Annotated in this window: 9 protein-coding genes; 6 read left to right on the top strand and 3 right to left on the bottom strand. The window is 65.4% G+C overall.

All coding sequences use genetic code 11. From position 1 onward, the window contains the following. Window positions 1-13: 13 nt before the first annotated feature. Both ASF14_RS12070 and ASF14_RS12065 read left to right on the top strand, forming a co-directional pair. The gene (locus tag ASF14_RS12070; protein WP_056435048.1) at window positions 14-1,552 is read left to right on the top strand and encodes an FAD-dependent oxidoreductase; all 1,539 of its coding nucleotides are present in this window, start codon (window positions 14-16) and stop codon (window positions 1,550-1,552) included. Between the two features lie 81 nt (window positions 1,553-1,633). Then, window positions 1,634-2,227, top strand: coding sequence for a DUF2076 domain-containing protein (locus tag ASF14_RS12065; RefSeq protein WP_056435046.1), 594 nt, complete (start codon window positions 1,634-1,636; stop codon window positions 2,225-2,227). On the opposite strand, the gene ASF14_RS12060 is transcribed toward ASF14_RS12065, so the two are convergent. From ASF14_RS12060 to ASF14_RS12050, 3 genes are all read right to left on the bottom strand, one after another. Further along, window positions 2,224-4,869, bottom strand: coding sequence for a PAS domain-containing protein (locus ASF14_RS12060; RefSeq protein WP_156361159.1), 2,646 nt, complete (start codon window positions 4,867-4,869; stop codon window positions 2,224-2,226). The genes ASF14_RS12065 and ASF14_RS12060 overlap by 4 nt on opposite strands. A gap of 285 nt (window positions 4,870-5,154) precedes the next feature. Beyond that, a complete protein-coding gene (locus tag ASF14_RS12055) occupies window positions 5,155-8,175 on the bottom strand; it encodes a TonB-dependent receptor (RefSeq protein ID WP_236697042.1) in 3,021 nt (1,006 codons plus the stop codon). 489 nt (window positions 8,176-8,664) lie between these two features. Continuing rightward, complete coding sequence (locus ASF14_RS12050; RefSeq protein WP_056435043.1) at window positions 8,665-10,758, bottom strand: alpha-glucuronidase family glycosyl hydrolase; 2,094 nt, start codon at window positions 10,756-10,758, stop codon at window positions 8,665-8,667. A 212-nt stretch (window positions 10,759-10,970) separates the two neighbouring features. On the opposite strand from ASF14_RS12050, the gene manD reads away from it, so the two are divergent. The 4 genes from manD to ASF14_RS12030 all read left to right on the top strand — a co-directional run bounded on the left by manD (window position 10,971) and on the right by ASF14_RS12030 (window position 15,738). Continuing rightward, the gene (gene manD, locus ASF14_RS12045; RefSeq protein ID WP_056435042.1) at window positions 10,971-12,182 is read left to right on the top strand and encodes a D-mannonate dehydratase ManD; all 1,212 of its coding nucleotides are present in this window, start codon (window positions 10,971-10,973) and stop codon (window positions 12,180-12,182) included. A gap of 1 nt (window position 12,183) precedes the next feature. Further along, on the top strand, window positions 12,184-13,503 hold the full coding sequence (locus ASF14_RS12040) for an MFS transporter (protein WP_056435040.1): 1,320 nt from the start codon (window positions 12,184-12,186) through the stop codon (window positions 13,501-13,503). Between the two features lie 76 nt (window positions 13,504-13,579). Next, window positions 13,580-14,851 (top strand): PQQ-dependent sugar dehydrogenase, encoded by a 1,272-nt coding sequence (locus ASF14_RS12035; protein ID WP_056435037.1) that lies wholly within the window; start codon window positions 13,580-13,582, stop codon window positions 14,849-14,851. A 20-nt stretch (window positions 14,852-14,871) separates the two neighbouring features. Next, window positions 14,872-15,738: a hypothetical protein gene (locus tag ASF14_RS12030; protein ID WP_056435035.1), complete on the top strand. Its 867-nt coding sequence runs from the start codon at window positions 14,872-14,874 to the stop codon at window positions 15,736-15,738. Window positions 15,739-15,766 lie beyond the last annotated feature (28 nt).

Below are 15,766 nucleotides of genomic sequence, written 5' to 3'. Positions count from 1 at the left end.
AAGGCAAGAGGCGATGGCGGATCGTGATCTGGCGAAGGGCATCGCCTCTAGCGAAGTGCAGGAAGGGCGGATCGTCGCCGGTGTGCTGGACGGGCAGGATGTCGTGCTCGTCCGGCACAAGGGGCGGGTCTGCGCGCTGGCGGGCCAATGCACGCATCTGAAGGCACCCTTGTCCGACGGGATCGTCGCGGACGGCACGCTTCGCTGCCCCTGGCATCATGCCCGTTTCGATATCGAGACGGGCGAGGCCGTGGGCGCGCCCGCCTTCGCGCCGCTGGAGCGGTTCGAGGTGGTCGAGGACGACGGCCGGTTGCGGATCACCGGTCCCGCCGAACCGGGCCCTGCACCCGAGGCCGCAGAGGCCGCGGAGTTGGAACGCATCGTCATCATCGGCGCTGGCGCCGCGGGTCATGCCTGTGCCGAAATGCTGGCCCGCCACGGTGCGGGCGCGTCGGTGATCGTGATCGATGAAGAGAGCGATGCGCCCTATGATCGCACCTTCTGCTCGAAACAATATCTGGCAGGCAAAGCGAAGCGAGGCGAGACCGCCTTGCCCGGACTGGAGGGCGTGGACGTCCGGTCCGGCATCGCCGTGTCGCGGATCGACCGCGAAGCCAAGACGATCGTCCTGAAGGACGGCGATACCATATTCTATGACCGGCTGGTGCTTGCAACCGGCGCGGCGGTGGTGTCGCCCGATTTTTACGGTTCGGGGCGAAAGGACGTGTTCGCCTTGCGGACGTTGACCGATGCCGACCGCCTGATCGCTGCGGCGGGACAGGCGAAGCGCGCCATCGTGGTCGGGTCGAGCTATATCGGCCTGGAGGTCGCCGCCTCGCTGATCGCGCGCGGGCTGGAGGTCGCGGTCATATCCGATGACGAATTGCCGTTGGAGAAGACGGCCGGGCCCGAGGTCGGTGCGATGATCCGCGACCTGCACGAGTCCAAGGGTGTCACCTTCCACCTGGACCGCCGTATCGCGCGCTGGGATGGCCATGTCGCCATGCTCGACGACGGTTCCGAAGTGACGGGTGATATCGTCGTGGCCGGGATTGGCGTACGGCCACGGGTGGAACTGGCGGAGGCGGCTAGCCTTGATCTGGCCGACAAGGCCGATGGGGGCGGAGTGAAGGTCGATCCTCAATTGCGAACGTCCGATCCCGCCATCCACGCGATCGGCGATATCGCCAATGTACCGGACTCTCGTCTCGGTCATTCTATTAGGGTCGAGCATTGGGTGGTGGCACAGCGCATGGGGCAATGGCTTGCCCGGCATTTCATGGGACAGGCGAGCGGCGATTATCGTGAAGTGCCGTTCTTCTGGTCGGGCCATTACGACCTGAGCCTGCGCTATGTGGGCCATGTCGCCTCGCCCGAGGATCGGACGATCGATGGCGTTGTCCCCGCCAAGGATTTCGTGGTGTCGTTTGCCGAAAAGGGCCGCGAACAGGCTGTTCTGACGGCGGGGCGCGATGAACTGGCGCTGCAAAAGGAATATGAGTGGGAGCAGGAAGGCCGTTCACAGGCTGGAGACAAGATGCCGCTGGGGTGAATAATCGGTCATCCAAGGCTTCCGATCTTGATCTGGGGGCGGGCTCGACGATCTTTCGGAGCGTACGATTGGAGTGGCCCGATGAACGCCGAAGAACGCACGTTGCTTACCCGCTTTCTTGATGAACTGTCCGCCGCGCGTACGGGCGGGAAGGACCCCGAGGCCGATGCGATGATCGCCCGCGCTTTGTCCTCCAATCCGGACGCGGCCTATCTGTTGGTCCAGCACGCCATCGTTGCCGACCAGTCGCTGCATGCGGCACAGCAGCGTATCGCCGAGCTGGAGCGTCAGCAACAGGCACCCCCGGCACCGGCAAGCAGCGGCTTCCTGCCGCAGGGCGCTGGCGGTCCCTGGGGCGCGCACCCGCAAGACAGCTATTCGCCAGCCCCGCCCGAGGCCCGGCCCGGCGTCTTCTCCGGCGGCGGCGGACTGGGCAGCTTCCTGCGCAGCGCGGGCACCACGGCGGCGGGCGTCGTCGGCGGCGAGATGCTGTTTTCGGGCCTGTCCGACATGTTCGGCCATCGCGGCGGCGGCGGCGGCGGTGGCCTGTTCGGTGGCGGCGGCCAGGGCTTTGTGGGCCAACCGGAGAATGTCACCATCAACAACTTCAACGATGACGATGGCGGCCGTTTCGACGACGGCAATTCCGACTTCGACAATTCCGACGATTATTAAGCAATGATCGGCTGGGCGGCGTCCCCTTCTTCGGGAGCCGCCCGGCTTCCCGCGGCTGACGCCCCGATGGCGGCCAGACTTGCCGCCAGTTCCTCGCTGCGGAACGGCTTGGTCAGTCGCGCGACCTCGACATCCAACCCCTCCGCCTCGGCATAGCCCGATACGATGAGGGAGCGAAGTCCGGCCAGCCTGTCCTGCAACTCGCGGGCGAGCTGCGCGCCGCTCATACCCGGCATGAGGTGATCGGTGACGAGCAGGTCGGGGCGCAACCCCGCCTGCACCAGTTCCAGCGCTTGTTCGCCGGACGATGCCTCGACCACGCCGTAACCCAGATCGGCCAGCATGTCGGCCGTGCTCATCCGCACCAGATCCTCGTCATCCACCAGCAGGACCGTGCCGATGCCATCGGCCCTTGCCGGGGCAGGGACCACGGGTGCTGCCGTCGCCGTCCCGACATCGCTGAGCGGCAGCCAGAGCGTGATCGCCGTTCCGTGCCCCAATGCACTCGAAATCGTCAGGCCGCCGCCAAGCTGTGCGGCCAGACCATGCACCATGGACAGGCCCAGGCCCGTCCCCTTGCCGACGCCCTTGGTCGAGAAGAAGGGCTCGATCGCGCGCAGGCGGGTTTCCTCGTCCATGCCCATGCCGGTATCGCCGACGCTCAGGCAGATATAATCACCTGCCGGAACGTCGGTCGTCTGCTGGCCGTCGACCTCGCAGCGGTGGACCTTGACCGACAGCGTGCCGCCGCTCGGCATGGCATCGCGTGCGTTGACCGCCAGATTGAGCAGCGCCATTTCAAGCTGGTTGGCATCGGCCCGGGCGGGGGGAAGGGTGTCGGCGACCTCCACCTCCAGCGTGATGGTCGGGCCGACCGTGGATTCGATGAGGTCGGCCATGCTGTCGACCAGCTGGCCCAGATCGACGGCGGTCGGCTGGAGCGGCTGGCGGCGGGCGAAGGCGAGCAGGCGCTGGACGAGGGTTTTGGCCCGTTCGGCCGATTGCAGCGCCCCGTCGATCAGCCGCTGTTCGCGCGCCGTGCCGGAGCCCCTGCGCATCAGCATGTCGAGCGAGCCGATGATCGGCGTCAGCAGGTTGTTGAAATCGTGCGCGACGCCGCCGGTCAGGCTGCCCATGGCTTCGACCTTCTGGCTTTGTCGCAGGGCCTCCTGCGCTGCCTCCAGTTCGGCGGCTGCCTTCAGGCGTTCGGAAATGTCGGTGGCCTGGTGAAAGGCCGCGATCACCCGCCCTGCGCCGTCGCGAAGCGGAGTATAGGTGATTTCCCAGATCGGCTTGGCAAGATCCGGGCTGCCAAAGGCTTCGGCAACGGTGAAATGTTCGCCGGTCAGCGCCCGGGTCATCAGCGCCCGGATGGCATCGCGCTGGTCCGGCACGAACTGATCGGGAAACACGTCGCCGATCTTGGTGTCGAAACCGAAGACCCGCCGGAATTCCTGGTTATGTGCCTTGTTGAAGGCGATCAGGCGATAGTCGGTATCGAAGGCGCAGATGGGCGAAGCGATGGCCTCGACGATTTCGTGATAGCGGCGGATCTCGGCGGTGCGCTCGACGACTTGCTGTTCCAGCGTGTCCTTCAACTCGCGCAGGGCCATCTCGGCGCGGGCCCGCTCGACCGCGACCTTGACCCGTTCGCCGACATTCTGGATCAGCGCTTCTTCCTCAGGGCTCCAGATGCGCGGCGTGGCGCTTTGGACCGCGAGCAGGCCGACCCATTCGGTTTCCTCGAACAGAACGACATCGACGAATGCGCCGACCTCACGTGCCTGAAGCCCCGAACGCGCGCCGTCGCTCAGACGGTCGTCGGCATCCACATTGGTGACGACCACCGGCGCGCCGCCGCGATAGGCGGCCAGCAGGTCCGGCCCGAAACTGACCAGCGAGTGGCGGCCGACGATCGAAGATACGCCGCGCGCATAGTCGCGCTCGACGGTCATCCAGCCCTTGCTCGTGATCTCGGCATAGAAGACGCGGCTGGCCGACAGTTCCTCACCCAACCGTTCCGCCGCCAGCGCCATGATTGCGGTGGGCGTCTCCAGTGCCCGCATATGATCGGCCAGGGTCAGCAGGAATGCCGCGCGCCGCTCCGCCAGTACCCGCTGCGTCGTATCGGCCAGCAGGCACAGGACGCCGACCGGCTTGCCCTGCGCATCGACGATGGGCGACGTATCGAAATTGGCCCAAGCCTGCGTCTCCTGCCCATTACGGTAGAGGGTCGCGGGCAGGTCCGGGAAGTGCAGCGTTTTGCCACCGAAACCGGCGGTCATGATGACGTCGTTGAAGGCGGCATATTGGGGCCAGCCTTCGTGGACCGTCTTGCCCAGCAATCCCGGATGGCCGTCCCCGACAAAATTGGCATAGGCGTCGTTGTACAGCATCACCCCGTCCTCGCCCCAGAACAGCAGGTACGGCACGGCCGAGCGCAGCACCAAGGCGAGCGTCGTCGTCAACGAGATCGGCCAGCTTCCGACCGGGCCGAGCGCGGTGGCGGACCAGTCCAGGCGAGCGATCCGATCGGCACAATCGCCACCGCCGATGAGAAAGGGTGGCATTTCCATGGCGGTATTGATGGCGGCGACGCCCTCGCCATGCGGCGTACTGACTGATGGGGAGGGGACGGTCACTGGTGCACGATACTCGATAAAGCCGAAAGCGCGAAACAATCATTGATCGACGTTAGAGCCAGTTGGTCGTCCGCCGATGACGACAGCACCACTCGCAAAAAAAGGCCCCGGTTTTCACCGGGGCCTCTGTCCGATCGCGAGGGGTGAACGATCGAAAGGTTAGAAGGTGCCGCGCAAGCCGATCAGGAACTGACGACCCGGCTTGTACTGGGTGAACGTCGCGTTCTCGAACTGGAAGTAGGAGCGCAGCGTCGCGTTGGTGAAGTTGGCGACGTTGACGGTCAGCTACGGTGCACCGGCGATCCCGAAGATCTTGTCGAGGTCGAACGCCGACGAGAAGTCGTAGGTCGTGAAGTCGGTGCCGAACAGCGCCGCGTTGGGGATGCCGTTCTGCGCCGCGCCGCTATTCTGCGCGCCCTGACGCGAGGTCGTGGCGACACGCAGCATCACGCCGTTCTTTTCGTAATAGCCGGTGATGTTGTAGGTGAAGGGCGCCACGCCGAACGCAACGGCCGGGCCGTCGCTGCGCTGGTCGACGATGGTCGCGTTGGCGTTGAAGCCGAAGCCGGTGATGCCGATCGCGCGGGTCAGGAAGTCGAGCGGCTGAACCCACTGGAATTCCAGGCCGTTGATGGTCAGCTTGTTGGGCACGTTGACCTGCGACGTGACCTGCACCTGCGCCTGGCTGGGTCCGCCGCGCGCGTTGATCGCGATCTGCTGCGTCGGGTTCAGCGTGTCATAGGTGATGCCGTACTGCGCTAGGTTCGAGAAGGGCACCGTGCTGATCGCGGTGGTGGTGAACCCTTCCAGCGACTTGCGGAACGCGTTGAAGCTGATCACGCCCTCACGGCCGGTATAATATTCGAAGCCCAGGTCGAGATTGGTCGACAGATAGGGGGCCAGCGCCGGGTTGCCGATCGAGGCCTGGTCGGCCGAGGGCGCGCCGAAGTTGATGCCTGGAAGCTGCGCCGAGGGATCGGGCCGCGTCATCGTGCGCGAACCCGCGACACGGACCACCGCATGGTCGCCAATGTCATAGGCGAAGGTCGCCGCGGGCAGCCATTCCGAATAGACGTTCCGAGTGTCGGCGATGTTCACGATGCTGGGATAGCGGCTGCCGTCGGGCAGCGACGCGCCGGTTGCGGTCGTGTTGCGGGGATCGGGGACCGAGACGCGGCCCGAGATCGTCTGGATCGTGTTGACGTAGCGCAGGCCGACGTTGAAGCGCAGCGTGTTTCCGCCCAGTTCCTGCGCGCCGTTGAAGGTCGCGAAGGCCGACTTCACGACCTCGCGGATGAAGCCCGCACTGGCGCCGGTGTTCGCACCGCCATTCTCGGGCGCGTTGTCGTGGAAGAACTGGTAGTTGCTGGCCTTGGCGAAGGCGGGCCAGTTGACCGTCACGAAACCGGCCGGGCCGGGCGACAGATAGCTGGGCGCCGCGCTGTTGGGGATCAGCGAACCGCCATAGCTGACCGGACCGGTCATGCCCGAGCTGAAACCGGTGCCATAACCCGGATAGGTCGGATAACCGGCAGGCGCGGCGCCCGGCGCGTTCAGACCCTCGCAGGGCGGCTGCGAGTTGGGCGAGGGGACGGCGACGTTCGGATTGTTGCCGCAGACCGCGTTCTGCCAGAACTGGCTGTTGTCGAAGCCCCGGATGCGGCGCGACGTATCGTCATAGGCGCCGCCGACCTTCAGGTTCAGCGCGGTGTCGCCCCAGGTCAGGTCGCCGCGCAGCCCCTTGTTGATGTTGAGGCGACGTTCGTCCTGCAGGTTGACGCGGCTGCCCGCATACCAGCCGAAATTCTTCGGGTCGTTCAAGTCCAGCGCACTCTTGATCGTCGGAATGCCGCCGGTGTTCGAGAAGGTGACGGTGTTGCCGACGCCCAGCGGCGTCGTCATGCCGACGGTCGGGCTCTCGCGATGGAAGGTCGAGCGGGCGTAATTGCCCTGGAAGTTCAGCTTCAGCTTGTCGTTGATCTGCCACTCGGCACCCGGATTGACGCTCCAGAGGCGCGTCGTCTCGGTATAGGGGCGGAATTCGTTGAAGAACTGGGCGTTGGCGAAGGTGCCGCCGGTGACGGTACAGCCCGCGCTGCAATCGGATTTGTCGAAGGTCAGGTTGGTCGGGATGATCGCGCCGTTGCGGACGATCCAGGCCATGTTCTCACGGGTCAGCTCGTTCTTCTTGAAGCCGTACAGGCCATCGACATAGAAATGCAGCTCGTCGGTCGGGCGATACTCCGCACTCAGGATCGCGTTGATGCGGTCGCGCGGGCCGCGAATGCTGGTGACGCGGCCCAGGCGGGGCAGCAGGCCGTTGTCGATCTGCTGGATGGTCGCGCCGGGATTGTTGGCGAGCAGGAAGTTGCGGTCGATCACCGTGCCGGGGACGAGGCCCGCACCGGCACCGACCGGCACCGTCGCCGGGATCGTCCAGTTGCCGCCGCCGGTGCTGTTGCAGCCGCTGGTCGCGCCGCACTGCGCTGCGGTGAGCGCAGGGTTGGTATAGCCGATGGTCTCGAAACCGCGCGTATCGGTGAACAGGCGCTGCGCCGAAACGCCTGCCAGCACGCCGAACGTGTCGTTGCGCCAGCTGCCGATCAGCGAGCCGCGCGCACCGATCCGGTCCTCGGGCGTCTGCTTCGATCCCTGGATATTATAGGCGAGGAAGGGGCCGCTGCGGTCGAACGGACGAGCCGAGCGCAGGTCGATATTGCCCGCCGCGCCACCTTCCAGCAGGTCGGCGGTATAGCTCTTGTTCACGGTCAGCTTGGTGAACAGGTCGGTCGGGAAGAAGCTGAGGTCGACCGAGCGGTCGGTGCCCTGCGCGTCGGTCGAACCCGACGAGGCGACCGCGATCGGCGCGCCGTTCAGGGTCACGTTGGTGAAGTTCGATCCCAGGCCGCGAATGGCGACGTTGGTGCCTTCGCCGGTCACGTCGCGGGTGATGGTGACGCCGGGAATGCGGTTGAAGGACTCCGCGATGTTGGTGTCGGGGAACTTGCCGATATCTTCGGCGAAGATCGAGTCGGTGAAGCCGGTCGACGCGCGCTTTGCGTTGGTCGACTTGGCCAGGCTTGAGCGATAGCCGGTGACGACGATGTCCTCGGACGGGGTGCCCTGGGTCTGATCGGTCTGCGGGGCGGGCGGCACGGAGGGGCCGTCATCCTGGCCGTCATTGAGGATCTGCCCTTGCGGGGCGGGAACCGCCTGCGCCCAGGCGGTCGATGCGCTCATCGCGCCGACGGCCGTGGCACATAGCAGGGCGATGCGGCTGAGGCGGATGGTGGGCACGGATTTCATGTCAGGTCCTCTCTTGCGGCCCGCTGTCGTTCGTTGCGACATGCGGAATCATTTTGGGTGTATCGGTGGATTAGGGGCGATGGATCAGGCTGCCGATGGAGCGTGATGGTGGCCGGGGCGAAGCTCCACGCGGTCTGCCAATGCGTCGGCCATGATGATGCCGTTAACCATGCTATCCCCTCCGACCGTCTGATGCGGCGTATGCTGATAGCGCTATCGTTCTGCGCTATTGGTCCACAAGTCAATGCAAATTGGTTAGGCCGCAGCAGGTTCGTGACGAACTATGGCTGTTCTGCCACAGCATCGCCGTTTCATGTTGAGACAGTTGGGTTTCTTCAGGCGGAGACTGATAGCGGATGGGTTATACTGCAATCGATTTATAGTTGTGCAAGTATAGCCATATCGGACCGACCAAATTGCTGTACTCTGGTTTTGCCGATGTGGAGGGTAGGGGGTCGCGGCCTTGACGGACCGCGACCGTTGCTCCTTTCACTGGGTATGGCCGGGCGCGTAGGGAAAGCGTTGCGCCTTGTACCAGGCCAGATCATGGTCTGGCGCGCGCACCCCGGCGGGCAGGGGGCGGTGATTGACCGACATCCAATAGGCCAGGCTCGCATCGCGCCACCAGCGGGCCTCGCGTTCCTGAACGGCCAGATAGGTCGCCGTCTTCTGCCACCGCTCGGCATCGATCTTCGGGCGCAGGCCGTCCCACTGTCGTTGCATCTGCGCGACATAGGCGACGCCGCGATCATAATGGGCGACCAGATCCTCCCAGAGCGTACGACCGCTCGCCATCCGCCGGTCCCAGGGTAGATGATGGAACCAGAGCAGCATCGACTCCGGCGTCGTCTCCGGCTTGGCAAGGGCCTTGGCGACCGGCCCCGCATATTGGCCGACCGCGTTGCTGCCCGAGGCGGTGCGATCGAAGCCGATGCCGTTCGCATCGGCGCGATGATAATAGGTCGGGTTCCATTCGGGGCGCGCCAGTTCGGACACCCATGGCCCCGGGCCATAATGATGACCCGTCGCCATCAGGTGCGCGAGGCCCAGCGCGCCGGTATAGTCGACCACCGCCTCCCGGCTTCCCATCATCATGGCAGTGACGGTATCGACGACCTGCCGATCGGTGCCGAAGGTCTGCGCGGCCCAGGCGCGCGCAACGTCCTCCGCCGAGAGATCGGGGTCCCAGGCTAGACGGCCAAAGGCGTACCAGTTCGCCTGGTTGAAGGTCGATCCGCTCCAGTCGCGATCGCGCCCGATATTGGCGACGCCCGCCATGCCGGAGAGCTTGTGATGCTCGGCCTGGCCGTCGACCACATCGGCCACCGTCTCGCCCGGCTTCTGTCCGGTCTTGGCGTCTAGCACCTCGGTGAACAGCGGGCCAAGATAGGCGAGATGGGTCGCAAACCCCAAATATTCCTTGGTGATCTGGAACTCGATCATCAACGGCGTGCGCGGCATAGCGCCGAACAGCGGGTGAAAGGGTTCGCGCGGCTGGAAGTCGATCGCGCCGTTCTTCACCTGCACTAACACATTGTCGGCGAACTTGCCGTCGAGTGGCTTGAACTCGGTATAGGCCTGTTTCGCGCGATCCTCGGGGTCGGTTTCGGCATAGACGAAAGCGCGCCACATCACGATGCCGCCATGGGGTTTCACCGCCGCGGCCAGCATGTTGGCGCCATCGGCATGGGATGCGCCATAGTCGCGCGGGCCGGGCTGGCCCTCGCTATTGGCCTTGACCAGGAAGCCGCCGAAATCGGGGATAGTGCGATAGATTTCGTCGGCCTTCGCCTTCCACCACGCCGCCACCGCCGGATCGCGCGGATCGGCGGTCTTCAGCCCGCCCAGCTCGATCGGTGCGGAGAAGCGGACCGACAGATAGACCTTGATGCCCCAGGGCCGGAACACATCCGCCAGCGCCGCCGCCTTGGCGATATAGGGCGCGGTCAGGCTGTCGGCCTTGGCATTCACGTTGTTCAGGACGGTGCCGTTGATCCCGATCGAGGCGTTGGCGCGGGCATAATCGGTATAGCGGGGATCGCGGAAGTCGGGCAGCGTCCACCAGTCCCAGAGCGACTGGCCCGCATAGCCGCGCTCGACCGACTCATCGAGATTGTCCCAATGGTTGAGCACGCGCAGCTTGACCTTGGGCGCCGAGCGGAGCGCGACGCCATCCGCCGTACCGCCGGTGGCGAGATGGCGGATCAGCGCGAAGGCACCATAGAGCGCACCGCGATCGCTGCTACCTGCAACCAGAACGACCTTTTGGCCACCCAGCGTGACCGCGCGGACCAGATACCCTTCCTCGCCCAGTCCCTCGAACGGCAGGCGCAAGGGGCGAAGGGCGGGGTCCGATGCGGTCGCCACCAACACGGGCGGCGTACCGGCGGGCAGCGCGCGACGCAGTTCGGCGCCTGCCAGATCCAGCGTCGGCGACGCCCCTGACACCCTGACATTCACCTGTCCGACCGATGGTGCGACACTGCGCAGCCACAACGCATAGCCGTCCTCCGCCGCCGCCGGAAACGGCATTGCGACCAAAGATAGGGACAGCGCGGTGGTCCATGCGCGAATCCGTTTCATCCATACTCTCCCGATGTGTCGGCGATTGACAAGCCGACGCTTGGCCCGCACGTTACCGCTATCAGACCAATTGGCAAGTCGGGTTGGACCGGCTGCCTGACAGGAGGGGCCTGAATGACCCGGTGGCAACCCATGACCCGCCCCATGACCGGCCATGCCGCTTCGTGCGGCCGTCCCTTCGTCGCGCCCTTGTTCGCCTGAAGGACGTACCCATGCCCAAGATCATTTCCGCCCGCCTGATCGTCACATCGCCGGGGCGTAACTTCGTCACGCTGAAGATCGAATGCGACGACGGCACCACCGGCCTGGGCGATGCGACGCTCAACGGGCGCGAGATGGCGGTCGCTAGCTATCTGCAGGACCATGTCATCCCCTGCCTGATCGGGCGGGAGGCGCATCGCATCGAGGATATCTGGCAGTATCTCTACAAGGGCGCCTATTGGCGGCGCGGGCCAGTGACGATGACCGCGATCGCGGCGGTCGACATGGCATTGTGGGACATCAAGGGCAAGGTCGCTGGGCTGCCCGTCTATCAGCTGCTGGGCGGCGCGGCGCGTGAAGGCTGCATGGTCTATTGCCATGCCAATGGCACGACGATCGAGGACACCATCGCCACAGCCACCCGCCACCGCGACGAGGGGTATCGCGCGATCCGCCTGCAATGCGGCGTGCCGGGCCTCGCCTCGACCTATGGCGTCGCCAAGGCTGGGCAGCGCTACGAGCCTGCCGATGCCGACCTACCCAGCGAAAGCGTCTGGTCGACCGAGAAATATTTACGCGTGGTGCCCGAACTCTTCGCCGCCGCGCGCGAGGCGTTGGGCTGGGACGTGCACCTGCTCCATGACGTCCACCACCGGCTGACCCCGATCGAGGCGGCGCGGCTGGGCAAGGATCTGGAGCCCTATCGCCCCTTCTGGATCGAGGATGCGACCCCCGCCGAGGACCAGGAGGCGTTCCGCCTGATCCGCCAGCATACGACGACGCCGCTGGCGGTGGGCGAGATCTTCAACTCGATCTGGGATGCCAAGCATTTGATCGAGAACCGGCTGATCGACTATATCCGCGCCACCGTCGTCCATGCGGGCGGCCTGACCCATTTGCGGCAGATCGCCTCGCTGGCGGACCTCTATCAGGTGCGAACCGGCTGTCACGGCGCGACCGACCTGTCGCCTGTCACCATGGCCGCGGCGCTGCATTTCGGGCTGTCGATCCCCAATTTCGGCATTCAGGAACATATGCCGCATACCGACGAGACGGACGCCGTCTTCCCGCATCATTACCGCTTCGAGGACGGCATGATGCACCCCGGCGACGCACCCGGCCTGGGTGTCGAGATCGACGAGGCGCTGGCGGAAACCTATCCGTACAAGCGGGCCTATCTGCCGGTGAACCGTCTGGAGGACGGGACCTTGTGGAGCTGGTGAGATGAGCGACCTGACCCAGGCCGCCATCGCCGCGCCGGATACCGTCGCCCAGACCGTACCGCCGCCGCGCGGGCGCGTGCGCTGGGTCATTTGCGGCCTGCTCTTCGCCGCCGTCGTGCTGAGTTATATCGACCGGCTGGTGCTGGGCGTGCTCAAGCCGCAACTGACCGCGCTCTATGGCTGGACCAATAGCGGTTACGGCGACATCACCGGCTATTTCCAGGTCGCCTATGGCCTGGGTTTCCTGCTCTTCGGTTGGCTGATCGACCGGATCGGGCCCCGCGCAGGCTATCTGCTGGCAATGGGCGCATGGACGGTCGGCCATTTCGCGCAGACGCTCGTCACCTCGACCACCGGCTTCGCGCTTGCCCGCATTCCGCTGGCGCTGGGGGAGGCGGGGACTTTCCCCTCGGCACTGGCGGCCGCCTCGCAATGGTTCCCCAAGAAGGAACGCGCGATGGCGATCGGCATCTTCAATGCCGGGGCCAATGTCGGCGCGGTGGTGACGCCGTTACTGGTCGGCTTTCTGATCGCCGATCTGGTGCTCGACTGGCGCTGGGCGTTCGTCATCACCGGACTGTTCAACCTCGTCTGGCTGACCGCCTGGTGGCGGCTCTATCACCCGCCGCACAGCCATCCGCGTATCACGCCCGAGGAACGCGCCTGGATCGAGGCCGAGCCTGTCGAGACGACAGGCCGCGCGGGCTTCCTGACCGTGCTGCGCCACCGCGAGTCCTGGTCCTATATGACCGGGCGCTTCCTGATCGATCCGGTCTGGTGGACCTTCCTGTTCTGGCTGCCGGACTTCTTCCACAGCCGCTATGGTTATGACCTGAAGAATTTCGGGCCGCCGCTGGTCGCCATCTATATCATGGCCGATGTCGGGGCGATCGTCGGCGGCTGGTACTCGTCACGGCTGCTCAAGCGCGGCGTCGAGACGGGCCGGGCGCGCAAGCAGGCGATGTTCGCTTGTGCGCTGTTCGCGCTGCCCGTGATGTTTGCCGCGCAGGCGAGCAATATCTGGATCGCGGTGGCGATGATCGGCCTCGCCTGCGCCGCGCATCAGGGCTTTTCGACCAACCTCTTCGCGCTGCCCGGCGACCAGTTCCCGCGTTATGCGCAGGGAACGCTGATCGGTCTGGGCGGCTTTGCCGGGGCGACCGGCGGGTTCATCGCGTCCAAGGCGCTGGGCGCGTTGCTAGACCGCGTAGGGAGCTATCAGCCCTTCTTCATCGCATGCGGCGTCGCCTATCTGGTCGCGCTGCTGATCTTCCATATCCTCAATCCGCGCTATCGGGACGTAAGGATAGGCCCCATGTAACATTTCATGTCCTGATCGCAGCGCCGGATATATGGCCGGATCGGGTGGTTTCTCGCTCACACAGCCGGGAGCCAATATGAACAGGATCGCCTTCGCCCATCTTCTTCTCGCTTCGACGATGGTCGCAGGCGGGGCCTCTGCCCAATCGGCGTCGCAGGTCGTCGGACTGCCGCCCCAGCCCGAGCCCTATGCAACGGAGTCAGTGGTCAACCATCCCAAGACCATTGGCTGGCCGGAAGGGCGCAAGCCCGTTGCACCGCGCGGCTATGAGGTGGTAAAGTTCGCAGGCGGGCTCGATTACCCACGTCAGGCACTGTTGCTGCCCAATGGCGATGTGATCGTCGCGGAAGCGCGGACCAAGCCCAAGCTCGACGCCGATCCCGAGGTTCAGCGTGGGCAAGCTCTGTCCAAGACCACCGGCTTCAGCGCCAACCGCCTGACGCTGCTCCGCGATGCGGACCGGGACGGCGTGGCGGAGCAACGCTTCGTGTTGCGCGAAGGTTTGAACCAGCCGTTCGGGATGCAATATGTCGGCGGGCGGCTTTACGTCGCGAACACCGACGGCGTGGTGAGCTTCCCCTACCAGCCCGGCCAGACGACGATCACCGCCGCACCCAAGCCGCTGATTGCACTGCCCGCCGGGGGTTATAACAATCACTGGACCCGCAACCTGCTGCTCAGCCTGGATGGTCGGACGCTCTATGTCTCGGTCGGTTCGGCTTCGAATGTCGGTGAGTTCGGCATGGACGAGGAAAAGCGCCGCGCCGCTATCCTCGCGGTCGATCTGGCGAGCGGGCGCGAGCGTCTTTACGCTTCGGGCTTGCGCAACCCGGTCGGCATGGCCTGGGCGCCCGGCGGGGTGTTGTGGACGGCGGTCAACGAACGGGATGAGATCGGCGACGATATCTCGCCCGATTATCTGGTCGGCGTGAAGGAAGGCGGCTTTTATGGCTGGCCGTATAGCTATTACGGGAAACAGGATCCCCGCCATGTCAATGAACGCCGTGATCTGCTGGCAACCACGCTGATGCCCGACGTTGCGGTCGGCGCCCATGCCGCCGCGCTCGGCGTGGCGTTCGACAAGGGAAATGCGGGGCAAACCGCCTATGTCGCACGGCATGGTTCGTGGAACCGGTCCAGCTTCAGCGGCTATGACGTGCTGGCCGTGCCCTTTGCGAGCGGACGCCCGACCGCCGCGCCGCAGCCCTTCCTGACCGGCTTCGTGGCCGATGCCAAGAAGGGTGAGGTCTATGGCCGTCCGGTCAGCATCCAGACCCGCGAGGACGGCGCGATCTTCGTGCTGGATGATGCGGGCGATACGGTCTGGCTGGTCCGTCGGAGTTCGTGAGACGCGGACATGGTGCGGCGATGGCGGCTATCTTGTTCGCCATCGTCGCGGTCGCTGGCCCCGCCCGGGCACAGTCCATCCCGTTCGCCGATACCGAGGATGCCACGCTTTCCGAAATCGACGTGAAGGACGGGGGCAGGAATTGGCATCCGGTCGTGACGCTCGACATCCGCAACGGGGATTATGCTCGCGGTGCACTGGATGACGACGATGCCGCGCTCGACCGGGTGCCGGTGCATGTCGCCTTTGGCGGTGCCCTGGTGCTTCGGCGCGGACGGGATGGCAGCGGCGACCTGTTCGTCATCGGGCAAAGCTCGAACGGCTTTCACGCGCCGCGAGCGGACGAGCGTGTCGCGCCGCGCGCCTGGTATGAGAGCAACAATCTGCTCGGACTGGCCTGGCGTCCGGCGGACGGGCTGACGACCGCCGCGACCTATACGATCAAGACCAGCCCCAATGGGGTCGCCTCCACCACGCATGAAGCGAGCTTGAGCATCCTCTATACGGCGGATCGAGGCCTCGGCCGGTTGAAGCCGCGCGCGGCGATCACTCGCCGGACGCAGGGGGAGGGCGGTCTCTATACGATCGCCGGGATCAGTCCGTCCTTTACGCTTTCGGGGCGCGAGGAAGGGCCGTCGCTCAGCGTGCCGGTACTGGTCGGCGTCGGCTGGAACGGTTTCTATGCGGAGGGTAGCGGCACGCGCGTTTACGGCAGTGGGGGGCTGTCCATGGCCTATCCCATCAAGCTCGGCGGCAGTGCCGCGACCTTGCAGGCCGATATCCTCGCCCTGGTCCGGGATGACCGGCTGCGCCGACTCGACGCGCCGGGCGGTACGACGGCGGCGGTGGTCCCGCACGCCACCATCTCGCTGATGCTGGCGTGGTAAGCCATTCCAAACGAAGCGGGAGCCGACT

Origin of the sequence: Sphingomonas sp. Leaf257 (assembly GCF_001422185.1) — a bacterium.
GTDB lineage: Bacteria > Pseudomonadota > Alphaproteobacteria > Sphingomonadales > Sphingomonadaceae > Sphingomonas > Sphingomonas yabuuchiae.
Note: the sequence above shows the minus strand (reverse complement) of the source record. Positions and strands in the feature narration are given on the sequence as shown.